The 14,873-nt window shown below is 67.0% G+C and carries 17 protein-coding genes, 1 tRNA gene and 2 pseudogenes; 11 read left to right on the forward strand and 9 right to left on the reverse strand.

From position 1 onward, the window contains the following. Window positions 1-333: integrase core domain-containing protein (locus K343_RS0118070; RefSeq protein ID WP_028009254.1), on the forward strand; the 333-nt coding region annotated here is incomplete at its 5' end. Window positions 334-366: 33 nt separating this feature from the next. Here K343_RS0118070 and K343_RS24260 read toward each other — a convergent pair. From K343_RS24260 to K343_RS0118075, 4 genes and pseudogenes are all read right to left on the reverse strand, one after another. Beyond that, window positions 367-1,206 (reverse strand): hypothetical protein, encoded by an 840-nt coding sequence (locus K343_RS24260; RefSeq protein ID WP_245585236.1) that lies wholly within the window; start codon window positions 1,204-1,206, stop codon window positions 367-369. A 114-nt stretch (window positions 1,207-1,320) separates the two neighbouring features. Next, window positions 1,321-1,467: pseudogene (locus tag K343_RS25355) on the reverse strand (DUF4236 domain-containing protein); the annotation flags it as partial. A 59-nt stretch (window positions 1,468-1,526) separates the two neighbouring features. Then, a complete protein-coding gene (locus K343_RS25240) occupies window positions 1,527-1,763 on the reverse strand; it encodes an integrase core domain-containing protein (RefSeq protein ID WP_084615985.1) in 237 nt (78 codons plus the stop codon). 73 nt (window positions 1,764-1,836) lie between these two features. Beyond that, window positions 1,837-2,850 carry an AraC family transcriptional regulator gene (locus K343_RS0118075; protein ID WP_028009255.1) on the reverse strand — a complete coding sequence of 338 codons (1,014 nt, stop codon included), beginning with the start codon at window positions 2,848-2,850 and terminating at the stop codon, window positions 1,837-1,839. Window positions 2,851-3,011: 161 nt separating this feature from the next. Here K343_RS0118075 and K343_RS22800 point away from each other — a divergent pair, with 161 nt between their 5' ends. The 3 genes from K343_RS22800 to K343_RS0118090 all read left to right on the forward strand — a co-directional run bounded on the left by K343_RS22800 (window position 3,012) and on the right by K343_RS0118090 (window position 6,073). After that, entirely contained in the window at window positions 3,012-4,547 is a 1,536-nt protein-coding gene (locus tag K343_RS22800) for a flavin-containing monooxygenase (protein ID WP_043113144.1), read from the forward strand. A gap of 237 nt (window positions 4,548-4,784) precedes the next feature. Continuing rightward, window positions 4,785-5,363: a hypothetical protein gene (locus tag K343_RS0118085; protein ID WP_028009256.1), complete on the forward strand. Its 579-nt coding sequence runs from the start codon at window positions 4,785-4,787 to the stop codon at window positions 5,361-5,363. Next, the gene (locus K343_RS0118090) at window positions 5,360-6,073 is read left to right on the forward strand and encodes a hypothetical protein (RefSeq protein ID WP_028009257.1); all 714 of its coding nucleotides are present in this window, start codon (window positions 5,360-5,362) and stop codon (window positions 6,071-6,073) included. Before K343_RS0118085 ends, K343_RS0118090 begins: the two co-directional genes overlap by 4 nt. 48 nt (window positions 6,074-6,121) lie before the next feature. Here the strand turns inward: K343_RS0118090 and K343_RS0118095 are convergent, their stop codons facing one another. Both K343_RS0118095 and K343_RS0118100 read right to left on the reverse strand, forming a co-directional pair. Next, the gene (locus K343_RS0118095) at window positions 6,122-7,363 is read right to left on the reverse strand and encodes an RNA polymerase sigma factor (protein WP_028009258.1); all 1,242 of its coding nucleotides are present in this window, start codon (window positions 7,361-7,363) and stop codon (window positions 6,122-6,124) included. Window positions 7,364-7,372: 9 nt separating this feature from the next. Next, window positions 7,373-7,726 (reverse strand): YciI family protein, encoded by a 354-nt coding sequence (locus K343_RS0118100; RefSeq protein ID WP_028009259.1) that lies wholly within the window; start codon window positions 7,724-7,726, stop codon window positions 7,373-7,375. 189 nt (window positions 7,727-7,915) lie between these two features. Between K343_RS0118100 and thiS the strand changes: the two genes are divergently transcribed. The 6 genes from thiS to K343_RS0118130 all read left to right on the forward strand — a co-directional run bounded on the left by thiS (window position 7,916) and on the right by K343_RS0118130 (window position 12,499). After that, window positions 7,916-8,116 (forward strand): sulfur carrier protein ThiS, encoded by a 201-nt coding sequence (gene thiS, locus K343_RS0118105; protein ID WP_028009260.1) that lies wholly within the window; start codon window positions 7,916-7,918, stop codon window positions 8,114-8,116. A 101-nt stretch (window positions 8,117-8,217) separates the two neighbouring features. Further along, the gene (locus K343_RS0118110) at window positions 8,218-10,464 is read left to right on the forward strand and encodes an AsmA family protein (RefSeq protein ID WP_028009261.1); all 2,247 of its coding nucleotides are present in this window, start codon (window positions 8,218-8,220) and stop codon (window positions 10,462-10,464) included. Then, window positions 10,461-11,042, forward strand: a complete 582-nt coding sequence (locus K343_RS23690; RefSeq protein ID WP_051278702.1) for an SRPBCC family protein — start codon at window positions 10,461-10,463, stop codon at window positions 11,040-11,042. Before K343_RS0118110 ends, K343_RS23690 begins: the two co-directional genes overlap by 4 nt. Continuing rightward, window positions 11,039-12,088, forward strand: coding sequence for an A/G-specific adenine glycosylase (mutY, locus tag K343_RS0118120; RefSeq protein WP_028009262.1), 1,050 nt, complete (start codon window positions 11,039-11,041; stop codon window positions 12,086-12,088). Before K343_RS23690 ends, mutY begins: the two co-directional genes overlap by 4 nt. After that, window positions 12,085-12,366: an oxidative damage protection protein gene (locus tag K343_RS0118125; protein WP_020649344.1), complete on the forward strand. Its 282-nt coding sequence runs from the start codon at window positions 12,085-12,087 to the stop codon at window positions 12,364-12,366. The genes mutY and K343_RS0118125 overlap by 4 nt, the downstream gene beginning before the upstream one ends. A gap of 57 nt (window positions 12,367-12,423) precedes the next feature. Next, window positions 12,424-12,499, forward strand: a tRNA-Phe gene (locus tag K343_RS0118130). A gap of 36 nt (window positions 12,500-12,535) precedes the next feature. Here K343_RS0118130 and K343_RS0118135 read toward each other — a convergent pair. Genes K343_RS0118135 through K343_RS22810 form a run of 3 tightly spaced genes read right to left on the reverse strand, consistent with a single transcriptional unit; the run spans window position 12,536 to window position 14,461 of the window. Then, window positions 12,536-13,561: a tyrosine-type recombinase/integrase gene (locus K343_RS0118135; protein WP_028009263.1), complete on the reverse strand. Its 1,026-nt coding sequence runs from the start codon at window positions 13,559-13,561 to the stop codon at window positions 12,536-12,538. After that, window positions 13,456-13,770, reverse strand: coding sequence for a helix-turn-helix domain-containing protein (locus K343_RS25360; protein WP_084615986.1), 315 nt, complete (start codon window positions 13,768-13,770; stop codon window positions 13,456-13,458). Before K343_RS25360 ends, K343_RS0118135 begins: the two co-directional genes overlap by 106 nt. Window positions 13,771-13,777: 7 nt before the next feature. Then, entirely contained in the window at window positions 13,778-14,461 is a 684-nt protein-coding gene (locus K343_RS22810; protein ID WP_028009264.1) for a hypothetical protein, read from the reverse strand. Window positions 14,462-14,542: 81 nt separating this feature from the next. On the opposite strand from K343_RS22810, the pseudogene K343_RS0118145 reads away from it, so the two are divergent. Further along, window positions 14,543-14,873 (forward strand): annotated as a pseudogene (locus K343_RS0118145) (transposase); the annotation flags it as partial.

The following is a 14,873-nucleotide window of genomic DNA, read 5'->3' on the forward strand; positions in this document are numbered from 1 at the left end:
CGCTCGCTGGAACAGGTGATCGAGTGGCGCGGCAAGCCAAAGGTCATCCGTTGCGACAATGGGCCCGAGTACATCAGCGGCGCCTTGTTGGCGTGGGCCGAGCGTGCCGGCATCCGCATCGAGCACATCCAACCGGGCAAGCCACAGCAGAATGCCTATGTCGAACGCTACAACCGCACCGTGCGTTACGCGTGGCTGGCTCGAACCCTGTTTGACTCGATTGAGCAGGTGCAGGACAAGGCCACTCGTTGGCTCTGGACTTACAACCATGAGCGCCCGAACATGGCGCTTGGCGGTATCACGCCTATGCAGAAACTTGCCTTGGCCGCTTAGCTCCACTTTTGGCGACCGCTAAAAGCGGGGGGATTACCACCCGCTCTGCGCGGGTGATAGAGCGGCAATCGCGGATCGAAGGTCACTACCGCATCCCGTTCTCGATATCTGGATCAACTCGTTCAAACCCGAGTTGCTGGCAAAAGAGATGTCCTCGTAGAGAGTGATCGGCAGCCTTCTATTGTTGTTGAACCGTCGATCGGGACCACCCTTCTTGTTCACGAACCTCCAGGTGTAATCCACGATCGTCGCGTCACGAGGGACAGATTCGCTCTCGATGAATCGGGTCGGTGACGCATGCACGTTCAAGTTTTCGTAGCTGACGGCACCGACGCCATGAGGTTCGAAAATGAGCACCTTGTCTGGGAAGAAATACAGCGTTTGACGACCGACGGGGATCGACGGGGTGGCCACGTTGGTTTTCACATAGGCTGGATTGGTAGTCGTTCCGATTCGAATACCTCGCCGCGAAACAAGGTGCCCGGCACCGGCATTCCGCTTCCAGTCCGTAACCATTCCCTTGGCCGATACATGCCAAGTCCCACCACATGACGCCAGCTTCTTAATGGCCGTTTGAAGCTGTTCGAGCTTGTCTTCAATCTCAGGCTCCAGCTCGTACATCAACACGGTGGTTTTTCGAAGCTGATCCCAGATAGCAACGGCCAAGGTCGCTGCCAATCCGATCGCTCCGAGAGTGATCATTACCCATCTTGGAGCGTTGAACTGGGCGGCAGTGATGCAAAGCCCGCCAGCACCCAGTAGCGCAAGAGGCCAAAACCGTATCCGCTTCCGCTTGGCATTCATCTCAGCCACCAAATCTGCCGAACTGGAATCCTCGATGCTGGTCGTCTCAGCACTCTCGATGGCGTGCATCACCACTGGATCTGGATTCCGAATGGGCTGAGTCGCATCGGGGTTAAAAGGCCATTCAACGCTCCTCGGAGGTTGACGTGGGCCCGAGTGCGGAATTGTTACTCGGTAGTAAAGGCCGCCCTGCCCCATATGTACGTACGTCCCCCGCGGAGACATTCCGATTCGAAAGCCTTTAATGCCGGTCGAGATGCCGACACCAGACTTCGAAAGATTGAACCTGAAGGGACCGACCGAAATCGACTTCCTGATGTAGACCCCCATATGCAGCCTCCCCCAGAAGCTGAGATTTGAGATTACTGAAAGATCATCGCCGGTTCGAGTCAGTCAGAGATAGAGGTTGCGGTTGATTGTGCCATCGCGAATCGAACGAGCGACAGGCCGCCGAGGCTGCGATGCGAACGGTGATGGTTGTGGCAGTATCGCGAGTCTTCAGTCATGCGACGGACTTCGGCGAGGCTGGTGAAGACGTAGCGGTCGGGCACTTCGGTACGCTGGCTTCTATTGAAGCGTTCGATGTCGCCATTCTGCGTCGGCTTGCCGGGCTGGATGTGGACCAGCGCGGCGCCATTGCGAGCAGCCTAGTCACGTATTGCATGCGACCTGCCCGCCGGCCTTTAGACCGCGAAGGATTTACTCGTCCGCTGGCGAGGCGCGATATCGCTGCGGGCTGCGGCCGGACCAGCGCTGGAAGGCGTGGATGAAGGCGGCCGGTTCGGCGTAGCCGAGGCGTTCGGCGATCGTCTCGACGCTCAGCGCCGTGTGCCGCAGCAGGTGGCGGGCTTTGCGATAGCGCGCGTCGGCGACCAGTGCGCGAAAGCTCGTGCCTTCCTCGGCGAGGCGCCGGCGCAGGCTGCGCTCGGCGAGGCCGAAGAAGCGGGCGACGCGCTCGGCGCCGGGCATGCGTTCGTCGAGCAGTTCGAGGTGCAGCAGGACCTTGGCGGCCAGCGTGTCGAGTTCCTTCTGCTGGTCGACGAGCGCCTGCTCGCAAAGGCCGCGGTACAGCGCGTGCGCGGCCGGATCATGCGAGGGAAAGCGCACCGACAGGTGTTCGTTGCGCAGCCAGAAGCGGCCCTGCGCCTCGCCCCAGCGCACCGGACAACCGAAGTGCGCCTCGTACTTCTGCGCCTCCGGCGGACGCGGATACGGCATGTCGACGCGCAGCGGCTGCAGCGCGGCGCCGATCGAAGCCTGGATGTCCATCATCAGCTTGTAGGTGCCGGCCATCTCGCCGTCGACGCGGAAACGGAACGCGCGGCGCGGCAGCGGCAGCGGCGTCAGGCACAGCGCGCTCTGCGTCGCGCCCTCTTCGAACGAGAGCGTGCTGTAGAGATAGGTCAGGCGCTGGTAGTGCACGCCGATGCGAAAGGCGTCGCGCACGTCGGCGCAGGTCAGCAGCAGCATCGCCAGCGGGCCGTAGCCGGCGAAGCCGAAGAAGCGGCCGGTCTTGAGCCCGGCGAGCGGATCACGCAAATGCTCGGCGACTTCGGCGTGGATGCGCAGTTCGAGCGATCGGTCGATGCGCGCGGCGGGATCGAGCCGATCCAGATCGAGGCCGTAGCGGGCCAGCACCGGCGCGGGATCTTCGCCGAGCGCGCGCAGGCCCTGCATCGTGTACATCAGCCCGAGTATCGAGCGGCTCGTCATCGGTTCTTTCGTCTCTCCTCGCCGGCCATTGTGGCCGAAAAGATCAATCGGAGGGCGAAGCCAGCATGGCCGCCGCTGTCGTTGCGCCCGTAGATTGCCGGCAACGCGCAAAAACGCGCGATACGCATCGAACGCAGCGAGGAGAACGAGCAATGACCGCAATGGAACCCAAACCCGGCCGCACCACCGAAACCGAGGTCGCCATCGTCGGCGCCGGCTTCGGCGGTCTGTGCATGGCCATCAAGCTGATCGAAGCCGGGCGCAAGGATTTCGTGATCCTCGAAAAGGGCGCGGACGTCGGCGGGACCTGGCGCGACAACAGCTATCCGGGCGCGGCCTGCGACGTGCAGTCGCATCTGTATTCGTACTCGTTCGCGCCGAAGGCCGACTGGACGCAGCGCTACGCCGGCTGGCGCGAGATCCAGGATTACATCCTCGACGTCACCGAGCGTTACCGCCTGCGCCCGTACATCCGCTTCGGCCAGGAAGTGAGCGGCGCGCACTTCCTGCAGGATGAGGGCCGCTGGCGCATCGAGACGCGCGGCGGCGACGTGATCCTCGCCCGCCACTGGGTGCTAGCGTCCGGCCCGCTGCACGTGCCGGCGATCCCGGACCTGCCGGGGCTGTCGAGCTTCAAGGGCAAGCTGTTCCATTCCGCACAGTGGGACCACGGCTACGATCTGGCCGGCAAGGCCGTCGCCTCGATCGGCACCGGCGGCAGCGCGATCCAGTACGTGCCGGAGATCGCGCCGAAGGTGAAGCAGCTGCACGTCTTCCAGCGCACGCCGGCCTGGGTCATCCCGCGCGACACGCGCCGCTATTCGGACTTCCGCAAGAAGCTGTTCGCCGCCGTGCCGCTGCTGCGCAAGCTGCATCGCGCACGCCTGTACTGGAGCAACGAATCGCGCGTCTGGCCGATCTTCAACCCGGCGCTGGCGCGCACGCTGCAGAAGCTCGCCGAGATGTTCATCCGCTCGCAGGTCAAGGACCCGGCGCTGCAGCGCAAGCTGACGCCGGACTACACGATCGGCTGCAAGCGCGTGCTGATCTCCAACGCCTACTACCCGACCTTCAACCGCGCCAACGTCGAGCTCGTCACCGACGGCATCCGCGAGATCCGCGAGCACAGCATCGTCACCCGCGACGGCGTCGAGCGGCCGGTCGACTGCATCATTCTCGGCACCGGCTTCGTCGTCGATCCGCGCGTCTACATGCGCGGCTTCGCGCTGAGCGGACGCGACGGCCACGAACTCGCCCAGGACTGGGCGCGCGCGCCGGAAGCCTTCCTCGGCACCACCGTCACCGGCTACCCGAACATGTTCCAGCTGGTCGGCCCCGGCACGGCGCTGGGCCACAACTCGATCATCTTCATGATCGAGGCGCAGGTGCATTACATCCTCGACTGCCTCAAGCAGCTCGACGCGCAGCGCGCACTGTACGTCGACGTCAAGCCCGAGGTGCAGCGCCGCTTCAACGACGAGGTGCAGGGCGCGCTCAAGCACTCGGTGTGGTCGACCGGCTGCAAGAGCTGGTACCAGACCGCCGAGGGCATCAACTTCACGATGTGGCCGTGGTCGACCTGGCGCTTCTGGCTGCGCACGCGCAAGGTCCGGCTCGCCGACTACGAGTGGGTGCCGGCGCCGGCCGGCCAGGGCGCGGCGCGGCCGCACGCCAAGGCCGCCGCGCGCACGGGCTGAGCCCGCACCGACGCGCGCAATGCGGGCGGCAGGCCCGCTTTGATCCGCGTCAATGCCGCGGGCCAGTCGCAGCCTCAGGCTGTCGCCACGCGCAGGCGCGCCCGTTGCGGCGGGCGCGCCTGCGTCGATCCCGACGGGCATGGCACACGGAAGCGAGCGAATGCGCATGGCGCGAGGCGAGCGGCGGCGGACGGCACCGGCAGGTCCGGATAGCGGTGGTGCCTGCGGGCAAACGCTATGAAGCGCTCGGTCCTGCGCCGTGACGTCGCACCGCTGACGCTACTGTTCGCGACCCTGGTCGTCGCGACGATCGTCGTCGATGCCGTGCTGCATCGGTTTGAGCTGGCGTCGGTCGGCCGCTATCTGGGCATTCCCGGCGTCCTGCTGATCCTGCTCTCGCTCGGCTATTCGCTGCGCAAGCACCAGCTGCTGACGCGCGGCCAGCCGGGACGCTGGCTGCAGTTCCACAAGGTCGTCGCCTGGTTCGGCTCGCTGCTGGTGCTGGTGCACGCCGGCATCCATTTCCACGCCGTGCTGCCCTGGCTCGCGACCGGGGCGATGCTCGTCAACGTCGCCAGCGGCCTGACCGGCGTGTTCCTGCTGCAGCGCGCGCGGCGCCACGTCGAGCTCAAGAAGAAGCTGCTGCTCGCCGAGGGTCTGAGCGCCGGCGCCGTCGAGGCGCGTCTCGAAGCCGACGCCGCGACGCTGGAATGGCTGAAGCGCTGGCGCACGATCCACCTGCCGATCGCCGCGGCCTTCGGCACGCTCGCGCTGGGCCACATCGTCGCCGTGTTCGTCTTCTGGGGCTGGCGATGAATGCGCGCTGGCTGTGGGCGGCGGTCTCGGTCGTCCTGCTCGGCGTGCTGGCGCTCGTGCTGCTGCGTCCGGAACCGATGCTGAGCCCCGGGCCGCTGCAGGCCGCGCACGCCGATCTGACCGGCGACTGCTTCGCCTGCCATCAGCCGTTCCGCGGCAGCAGTGCCGAGCGCTGCATCGCCTGCCATCAGGTCGACCGCATCGGCCGCTACACGACCAGCGGCGCGCCGATCGCCGCCGCCGGCGCCGAACCGAAAGTGCCCTTCCACCAGCACCTGCTTGCGCAGAACTGCATGGCCTGCCATGCCGAGCACCAGGGCCGCGCGATGCAGCACCCGGAAGCGCATTTCTCGCACACCCTGCTCGAGCCCGGCATCCGCGGCGACTGCCTGGCCTGCCACCGCAAGCCGCAGGACTCGCTGCACGCGACGATCGCCGGCGATTGCCAGCAGTGCCACAGCCAGGAGCACTGGCGGCCCGCGCAGTTCGAGCACGCGCGCTTCTTCCTGCTCGAAGGCGTACATCGCACCTCATGCGCGACCTGCCACACCGGGCAGGATTTCACGCAGTACACCTGCTTCGGCTGCCACGAGCATTCGCCGGCGCGCGTCCGCGCCGAGCACGCCGAGGAAGGCATTACCGATATCGACAACTGCGCCGAATGCCATCGCAGCGCCGAGGACGAGCACCACGGCCGCCGCGACGAATGAACCGGACCGGCGCGTCCGCCGGCCGCCGCAGGATGCAGGCCCCCGAGCTCAGCTCAGCGCCACACCGCCGCGCGCGGCGCGCGCGCGCAGAAACTCGCGTACCGCCGGATCGTCGCTGAGCGCGATCGCGCGCGCGTACGCCTCGGCCGCTTCGTCGCCGCGGCGCAGTTCGGCCAGCAGCTCGGCGGCCAGCGCCCAGTACGGCTGGTAGCCGGCTTCGCCGAGTGCGGCGAGCGGCTGCAGGTAATCCCAGCCGGCCGCCGCGCCATGCAGACGGGCGATCGCCGCGGCATGGCCGACCCGCGCGCCGGCGCTCGGCGCGATGCGCACGAGGCCTTCGTACAGCAGCGCGATGCTCGCCCAGTCGGTACGGCCGTCGCGCAGGCGGCGCGCGTGCACCGACTGGATCGCCGCTTCGAGCTGGAAGGTGCCGAGGCGCCCGGCGCGCGACGCGCGATCGAGCCAGCGCTCGGCTTCGCCGATCATCGGCTGCGACCAGCGCGCGCAGTCCTGCTCGGACAGCGGCACGTAGGCGCCACGCGCATCGCGACGCGCCGCCTGCCGCGCCTGGCCGTGCAGCATCAGGGCCAGCAGGCCCATCGCCTCGGGCTCGTCCGGCATCAGCTCGACCAGCAGCCGACCAAGCTGCACCGCCTCCTGCGCGAGCCGGCCGCCGCCGGACAGAGCGTCGGCCTCCCAGCCGTGACCGTAGGCCGCATAAACCGCCTCCAGCACCGCGCGCAGGCGCGCCGGCCACTCGGCCGGACGCGGGATTTCGAACGGAATGCCGGCGTCGCGAATCTTCTGCTTGGCGCGGCTCAGACGCTGGCCGACCGTCGCCGGCCGGGCGAGATAGGCCGGCGCGATGCGCGCCGCGTCGAGGCCGAGCACGACCTGCAGCATCAACGCCGGCCGCACCGCCGGATCAAGCGCCGGATAGGCGCAGACGAACAGCAGCTTCAGGCGCTCGTCGGGGAACTCGTCCGGCATCTCGGCGGCTTCGACCGCCTCGCCGTCGGCGCCGAGGATCGGCTCGGCGAGGCGCCGCACCCGGCGCTGGCGCGCGGCGTCGATCAGCCGGCGCCGCGCCGCCGTCAGCAGCCAGGCCTCCGGTTGCCGCGGCACCCCCGTCTCGGGCCAGGCCTCCAGCGCGGCGCGCACCGCATCGGCGAGCGCGTCCTCGGCGCCGGCGACGTCCTGCGCGCCGGCGGCGAGAAACGCCAGCAGGCGCAGGCGTGAACGCCGTACGACGTCGGCGAGCGCCGCGGCGGCCGCAACCTGCTCCACCATCGCCGGACTTCAGTCGCCGGGCAGCGTCGGCCGCACTTCGACGACCTGGCCGGGCCGCTGCGGAAAGCGCCCCGCCCATTCGAGCGCGACATCGAGATTCGGCACCTCGATCAGGAACAGGCCGCCGAGCTGCTCCTTGGTGTCCGGATACGGGCCATCCTGGATCACGCGGCGCCCGTCGCGCAGCAGCAGGCGGGTCGCGGTGGCCGGCGGCTGCAGCCCGGCGCCGCCGACGAACACGCCGGCCTCGTGCAGCGCGCGCAGATAGCGGCCGACCCCATCCCAAAGCTCGGCCTGCTGCGCGGGGTCGGTACGGGCCTCGAAATCTTCCGGGCTTTCGTGAATCAGGATCGAATATCGCATCGGCAATCGCCTCCATCGGCGCTGTGAAAAGGGGCCAGGCCGCTGCCCGCCCGTACCATGACGGCCCGGCGCCAGCGATTTCGACACGATCTTTCGGACGTCGGCAGGCCCATCCACCCGGGACGCCCATTGATCCGCCCGGACACAACGGCGACCATTGCAGGCCCGGCATTCGGAAACGACTCCCCCATGCAGCTTACCGTCAACGGCGAGCCCCGCACGCTCGCCGACGCGCTGAAGATCGACGAACTGCTCGCCGCACTGCAGCTCGGCGGCAAGCGCGTCGCCGTCGAGGTCAACGGCAGCATCGTGCCGCGCTCGCAGCACGCCGGGACGGCGCTGCGCGACGGCGATGAAGTGCTGATCGTGCAGGCGATCGGCGGCGGCTGATGCGGGCCCGCGTTCATGCGCTGGCCAGACAGCCTGACTAGACTGCGCGCAGCGCCCCTGCGCTTGCCTTCGCCACGGCATCGCCCACCAGGAAACCGACCATGGCCAAACCGCTGAAAATCGTCCTGCTCGTGCTCGGCAGCTTCGTGCTGCTGGTGGTCGCGGCGCTGCTCGCCGTCGCCCTGCTGTTCGACCCCAACGACTACCGCGACCAGATCCAGGCCGCGGTCAAGGAAGAGACCGGCCGCGACCTCGCGCTCGGCGACATCCAGCTGAAAGTCTTCCCCTGGCTGCGCGTGTCGCTCGCCGATGCCCGGCTCGGCAACGCCCCCGGCTTCGGCGACGTGCCGTTCGCCGAAGTGCGCAAGGCCAGCGTCGGCGTCAAGCTGATGCCGCTGCTGTTCGACAAGCAGGTACAGGTCAGCACCGTCACGCTCGACGGTCTGCACGTCAATCTGGCGAAGAACGCCGAAGGCCTCAGCAACTGGGACGATCTGCTCCAGCACGCCCGGCAGCAGGAAGAGGAGAAAACGCCGAAGGTGAAGGCCGAGGCGCAGTTCTCGCTCGACAGCCTCGACATCGACGGCGTGACGGTCGACGACGCCGCCGTCGTCTACGACGACGCGCAAGCCGGCAAGCACTACGAGCTGCAGAAGCTCAAGCTCAAGACCGGCACGCTGCGGCCGAGCGATCCGTTCGACCTCGACCTGGCGGCGACGGTGATGTCGAAGACGCCGGCCGCGCAGGCCGACGTGTCGCTGTCCGGCACCATCAAGCCCGACCTCAAGGCCAACAAGCTCGACACCGACGGCCTCAAGCTCGGCATCCAGGGCAAGGCGCTCGACTACGACATCGACACCACGATCAAGACACGCCTCGTCGCCGACCTCGCCGCGCAGGTCTTCAATCTCGATGCCCTGGACGTGGAGGCCAAGCTCGGCGGCAAGTCGATCCCGAACGGCAGCCAGACCATTCGCCTCGCCGGCGACCTCGCCTACAACCTCAAGGAGGGCGCGCTGCGCTTCGCCAACGGCAAGCTGCAGGCCGCCGATCTGACGCTGACAACCGACATCAGCGGTCGCGGACTGAACGGCGAGCACCCGCAGCTGTCCGGCCCGCTGACGATCGCGCCGTTCAGCCCCCGCAAGCTGCTCGAAAGCTTCGGCACCAAGCTCGACACCGCCGACCCGAAGGCGCTGGCGCAGGCCAGCCTCCAAGCGCAGTACAGCGGCACGCTGAGCAGCGCCCGCCTGCAGAACCTCGTCGTCGCGCTCGACCAGACCAGGATCACGGGCGACTTCGGCATCGAGGACTTCAAGACGCTGGCGCTGGCCTTCGCACTGCAGGTCGACAGCATCGACGCCGACCGCTACCTGCCGCCGAAGAGCAAGGACAAGGAAAAGGTCGCGACGCCGGACGGCGAGAAGAAGGATCTCAACGCCGTGCAGCTGCCGGCCGAGATGCTGCAGAAGCTCAACGCCGACGGCACGATCGACATCGGCAAGCTCGTCGTCGACAAGCTCAAGCTCAGCGACATCCGCATCAAGCTGTCCGGCCAGGGCGCGCAGACGGTGAAGCAGCAGGACCTCAGCGCCCGGCTCTACGGCGGCAGCGTCAAGCTCACGCACCGCTACACGCCGGGGGCGACGCCGGGCTACGCGCTGAAGACGCTGCTGTCCTCGTTCCAGGCCGGCCCGTTCCTGCAGGACTTCACCGGCAAGGACTACGTCAGCGGCGTCGCCGACTTCAGCGCCGACGTCAGCGGCCGCGGCAAGACCGTCGGCGAGCTGCGCCGCACGCTCGACGGCAAGCTCGCCGCACAGGCGAAGAACGGTGCCGTCAAGGGTTTTAATCTCGGCCAGATCATCCGCAAGGGCGAGGCGATGCTGGCCGGCAATCTCAACTACAGCGAAACCAGCACGCCCGAAACCGACTTCACGACGATCTCCGTCAGCGGCACGCTCAACAACGGCGTGCTGCACAGCGACGACCTGAGCGCCGCGAGCCCGCTGTTCCGCGTCGGCGGCGCCGGCGACATCAACCTCGTCGACGAGACGATCAACTACACGGCCAAGCCGACGGTCGTCGAGACCAGCAAGGGCCAGGGCGGCAAGGAGCTCGCACAGCTCAGCGGCGTGACGATCCCGATCCGCCTCAGCGGCAGCCTGTGGAAGCCGAAGTACAAAATCGACATCGAGGATGCGGTGAAGCAGAAGGCGACCGAGAAAGTCCGCGAGAAACTGAACGACCCCGAGGTCAAGCAGAAGCTCAACGACAAGCTCAACGATCTGCTGTTCGGCAAGAAGAAAAAGCAGGAGAAGCCGGCGGAGCCGCAGACGACTCCGTGAGGGCCGCCATCCTGTTCCTGGCCGCGTTCAGCGCCAGCGCCGCCGCCGAGACCGTCGACCGCGTCGAGGTCACGCACGGGCAGTCGCGCTACCGCATCGAATTGCAGGCGCGGCTCGACGCGCCGCTCGACGACGCCTACGCGGTGTTCCGCGACTTTCGCAACCTGCCGCGCCTCAACGACGCGGTCGAGGACGTCGCCGCGCTGGACGCAGTGCAGCCCGGTACCGAGCGCTGGCGCACCACAGTGCGCGTCTGCGTGAGCTTCTTCTGCTCGCGCCTCAAACAGGTCCAGGACGTGCGCGACAGCCATGACGCGCACGGCTACCGGCTCGACGCCACGGTCGTGCCGGAACTCAGCAATCTGCGCTACGGCACCGCGGCCTGGCGGCTCGACCGCTGCGGCGCACAGACCTGCCTGTGGTTCCACGCCGAGCTGGAGCCCGACTTCTGGATTCCGCCGCTGATCGGCCCCTGGCTGATCGAACGCGCGATGCAGCGCCAGGCCAAGGCCACCGCGCACGGCATCGAAGTGCTCGCGCTGGCCCGCGCCAAGGGCCTGGAGCCGGCCGCGCCATGACGCCGTTCGCCAAGCGCCTGCTGGCCTGGTTCGACGTGCATGGCCGCCACGATCTGCCGTGGCAGCATCCGCGCACGCCGTACCGCGTATGGCTGTCCGAGGTGATGCTGCAGCAGACGCAGGTCACCACCGTCATCCCCTACTTCGCGCGCTTCCTCGAACGCTTTCCCGACCTCGCCGCGCTCGCCGCCGCGCCGCTCGACGACGTCCTCGCGCTGTGGGCCGGCCTCGGCTACTACGCGCGCGCCCGCAACCTGCACCGCTGCGCGCAGGCCGTGGTCGCCGAACACGACGGCGAATTCCCGCGCGACATCGAAGCCGTCGCCGCCTTGCCCGGCATCGGCCGCTCGACCGCCGGCGCGATCCTCGCGCAGGCCTGGGGCGATCGGCACGCGATCCTCGACGGCAACGTGCGCCGCGTGCTCGCACGCCACGCCGCCGTCGCCGGCTGGCCCGGACAGCCCGCCGTGCAGAAGCAGCTGTGGCGCGAAGCCGAAGCGCGCCTGCCGCAGCAGCTGCTCGCCGACTACACCCAGGCGCTGATGGACCTCGGCGCTTCGATCTGCAGCGCCCGCAATCCCAAATGCCTGCTGTGTCCGGTCGCCGGCGACTGCCGAGCGCGCCAGGCCGGCACCGTCGCGCAGTACCCGGGCGCCAAGCCGGCGCGCGCGCGGCCGCGCCGCGAGGCCGTGCTGCTGCTCGCGCGCGATGCCGGCGGCCGGCTGCTGCTCGAACGACGGCCGCCGAGCGGCCTGTGGGGCGGGCTCTGGTGCCCGCCGCTGCTCGGCGATGGCGACCCCGCCGCGCCCGAATGGCTCGCCGCGCTGGCGCTGCGCAGCGTTGCCGAACAGACGCTGCCGCCGCTGACGCATGCCTTCACGCACTTCGACTACGTCTTGCAGCCCCGCCTGATCGAGACCGCCGCGCTCGGCACCCGCGTCGCCGAGGCGCGCTGGCAGTGGATCGACGACGAACAGCGCGAACGCTTGGGCCTGCCGGCGCCGATCCGTAAACTGTTGAGCTCTCTGCAAGGTACCGAGACATGAGCCGCATCGTTCACTGCATCAAGCTCGGCGTCGACGCCGAAGGCCTCGACCGCCCGCCGCTGCCCGGCCCGCTCGGCAAGCGCATCTACGAACAGGTCTCCAAACAGGCCTGGCAGATGTGGATCCAGCACCAGACGCGGCTGATCAACGAATACCGCCTCGTGCTCGCCGACGCCAGCGCGCGCAAGCTGCTCGGCGAGGAAATGGAGAAGTTCTTCTTCGACGGCGGCGAGCTGACGCAGACCGGCTACGTCGCCCCGCCGCAAAAGCCGGATTGAACATCCGGCTTGACGCGCCGAGTGCGCGCCGCTTTAATACGCGGCCTCGTAGCACCCGGCCGGGTAGCTCAGTCGGTAGAGCAGGGGATTGAAAATCCCCGTGTCGGCGGTTCGATTCCGTCCCCGGCCACCATTTAAAACCCTAGTGGGCCAAAGACTTCGTGCGACCCTACGCAGCGCGAAGATGATGGACTTTGGCTGACTGTGACGTAAACGTGCCATCGATCCGGCACGCTGCCGTCCTGAGATGGTCCGCCGCCAAGTGCGCGTACCGCATCACCATCTCCAGCGTTGCCCAGCCGCCAAGCTCCATCAGCTCCTGAAGGCTGGTCCCACTTTGCACATGCCACGATGCCCAGGTGTGCCGCAGATCGTGCCAGCGGAAATCCTCGATTCCCGCCCGCTCGCAGGCCCGTTGCCAAGCCTTCGTCGTACAGCGCTCGACTGGCCTGCCCTGATACGTGAACACGTATCGGCCGTGCTGTTCGAGCCGACGCCGCAGCACCGCTAGCGCATCGTCGTTCAGGGGAACCGCAATCGCCCTGCCCGCCTTTGCCTCATCTGCGTGAATCCACGCCACCTTGCGCGCCATGTCGACCTGATCCCAGCACAGGAAGGACACGTTGCGCTGCCGAAGCCCCGTAGCGAGCGAGAATTGCGCCATTTCGCGCAGGTGATGCGGCAGTACCGCCAGCAACGTCGCCGCCTGTTCCCGCGTGATCCAGCGCACTCGCCGCTTCGCTTCCCGGTAGAGCCGGACTTTCGGGATTTGGTCGATCCACTCCCAATCGTCCCGCGCCCGCCGAAGAATCGAACGAATCAGCGCGAGGTAACGGTTAGCGTTCGCAGGGCTCGATTCCTTGGCCTTGCGCTCACCAATACGGTCGATCAGATCGCGGGACACCTGATTCAGCATCAGGTGCCCCAAGAACTGATCGAGCCACCGCAACTTCGCGATGTCCTTGTCGTGACTTCGCTTGTGGCTTGTCTCCTTCAGCCACCGCACGGCCGCTTCCTGCCACGAGCGATCCGGCTTCACACCAAGACGCTGCTCTTCCCAGCACCGCACCTTCATACGGTCGTGCAGCTCTAGCGCTTTGTCCCGGTCCTGAATCCCAGAAGACTCGCGTACTCGTCGGCCATCCGGCGTGGTGAAGTCGATCCACCAGACATCACCGCGTTTGTAGACTCCCATGTAGTACCTCCTACGTCGGAGCCACTTAGCGGCGTTTGCCGTCGGCGAGCGTAAAGCCGTTCCAGGTAAGCGACAAGGTCAGCTTCAAGGAAGACCCAACGCTTACCCGGCTTCGCGGCTTTGACGAGCCCTTCGCGGGCCTTGGCACGCAGCACGGCGGGCGACATGCGCAAGAAGGCTGCCGCTTCGTACAGGTCGAGCGTCTGCATGGCATGACTACCTCCCGCTCGCCTTGCGATACGCAGCGGCGACAGCCTCGTCCTGAAGCTCCTGCGCGCGCTCTGCCATGCCGGGATAGCGAACGCGATACTGCAAGGCCTTTTTTGCAGCGCGCGTTGTCGCTTGGTTGTAGAAGCCGCCGCCGTTACGCTCGCCGAGCGTTTCGTAAAGCGCTTCCGTATCCTCTAGCAGCATCACCGCTGCGCGAAATGGATCGGTTAACCCCTTCGCGCCCATGTAAGACGTGAGCGAGGAAAAGAAGGTGGCGCAGAGCTTCTCATCGCGCGGCGCTCGACCGAGCATCGCCGGCATCCGCTCCGCTTCTGGTGAGCCATCCCAAACGAGTTCCTGTAGAGCCGCCCACATCGGATGCGTCGGCCAGCGCGTGCGCGTCTGGTCATCCTCGTTCGGCAGCGTCAGACGCAGCCAATCGCGTGTGGCGTAGCTCCAAAGGCCGCCGAGATGCGAGAGCACCTGCGGATAGCGGTTGCAGCCGACGCGCTTGCCCTCACGGTCGACCTCGCCCGTGTCGATCTGCCGCAGAACTTCGTTACGAAACTGGAATTCGAGACGATAGACAGGGCTCTCGCCGCCCCATCCTTTCGCCCGCCACATGGGGCGCAGGTAGTCCTGGCCGCTGACCTTGATTTGCAGGGTCTTGTCGTACAGACGCGCAAGCATGATTCCGCGCCCGGTAATCCCCCCGCTGATTAGCTGACGTCAGAAGTGGAATTTTCTCGTAGTCTTTCCCGAGGAGGTTCCATGAAGAAGTCTCGATTCACCGACAGCCAGATCATTGCGGTCCTGAAGCAGGCGGAAGCCGGCACGCCGGTCCCGGAGTTGTGCCGCGAGCACGGCATCAGCTCGGCTACGTTCTACAAATGGCGCAGCAAGTTCGGCGGCATGGATGCGTCGCTGATGTCCCAGCTCAAGGAGCTTCAGGACGAAAATCGGCGCTTGAAGAAGATGTACGCCGACGCGCAACTCAGCGCCGATCTGCTGAAGGAGGCGATGTCAAAAAAATGGTGAGGCCATCTCAGCGCCGGGAGATGGCCCGATGGGCAGTCGAAGGCCGGCGCACGAACATCCGGCA

Source organism: Solimonas flava DSM 18980 (assembly GCF_000426685.1).
GTDB classification, from domain to species: Bacteria; Pseudomonadota; Gammaproteobacteria; order Nevskiales; family Nevskiaceae; genus Solimonas; species Solimonas flava.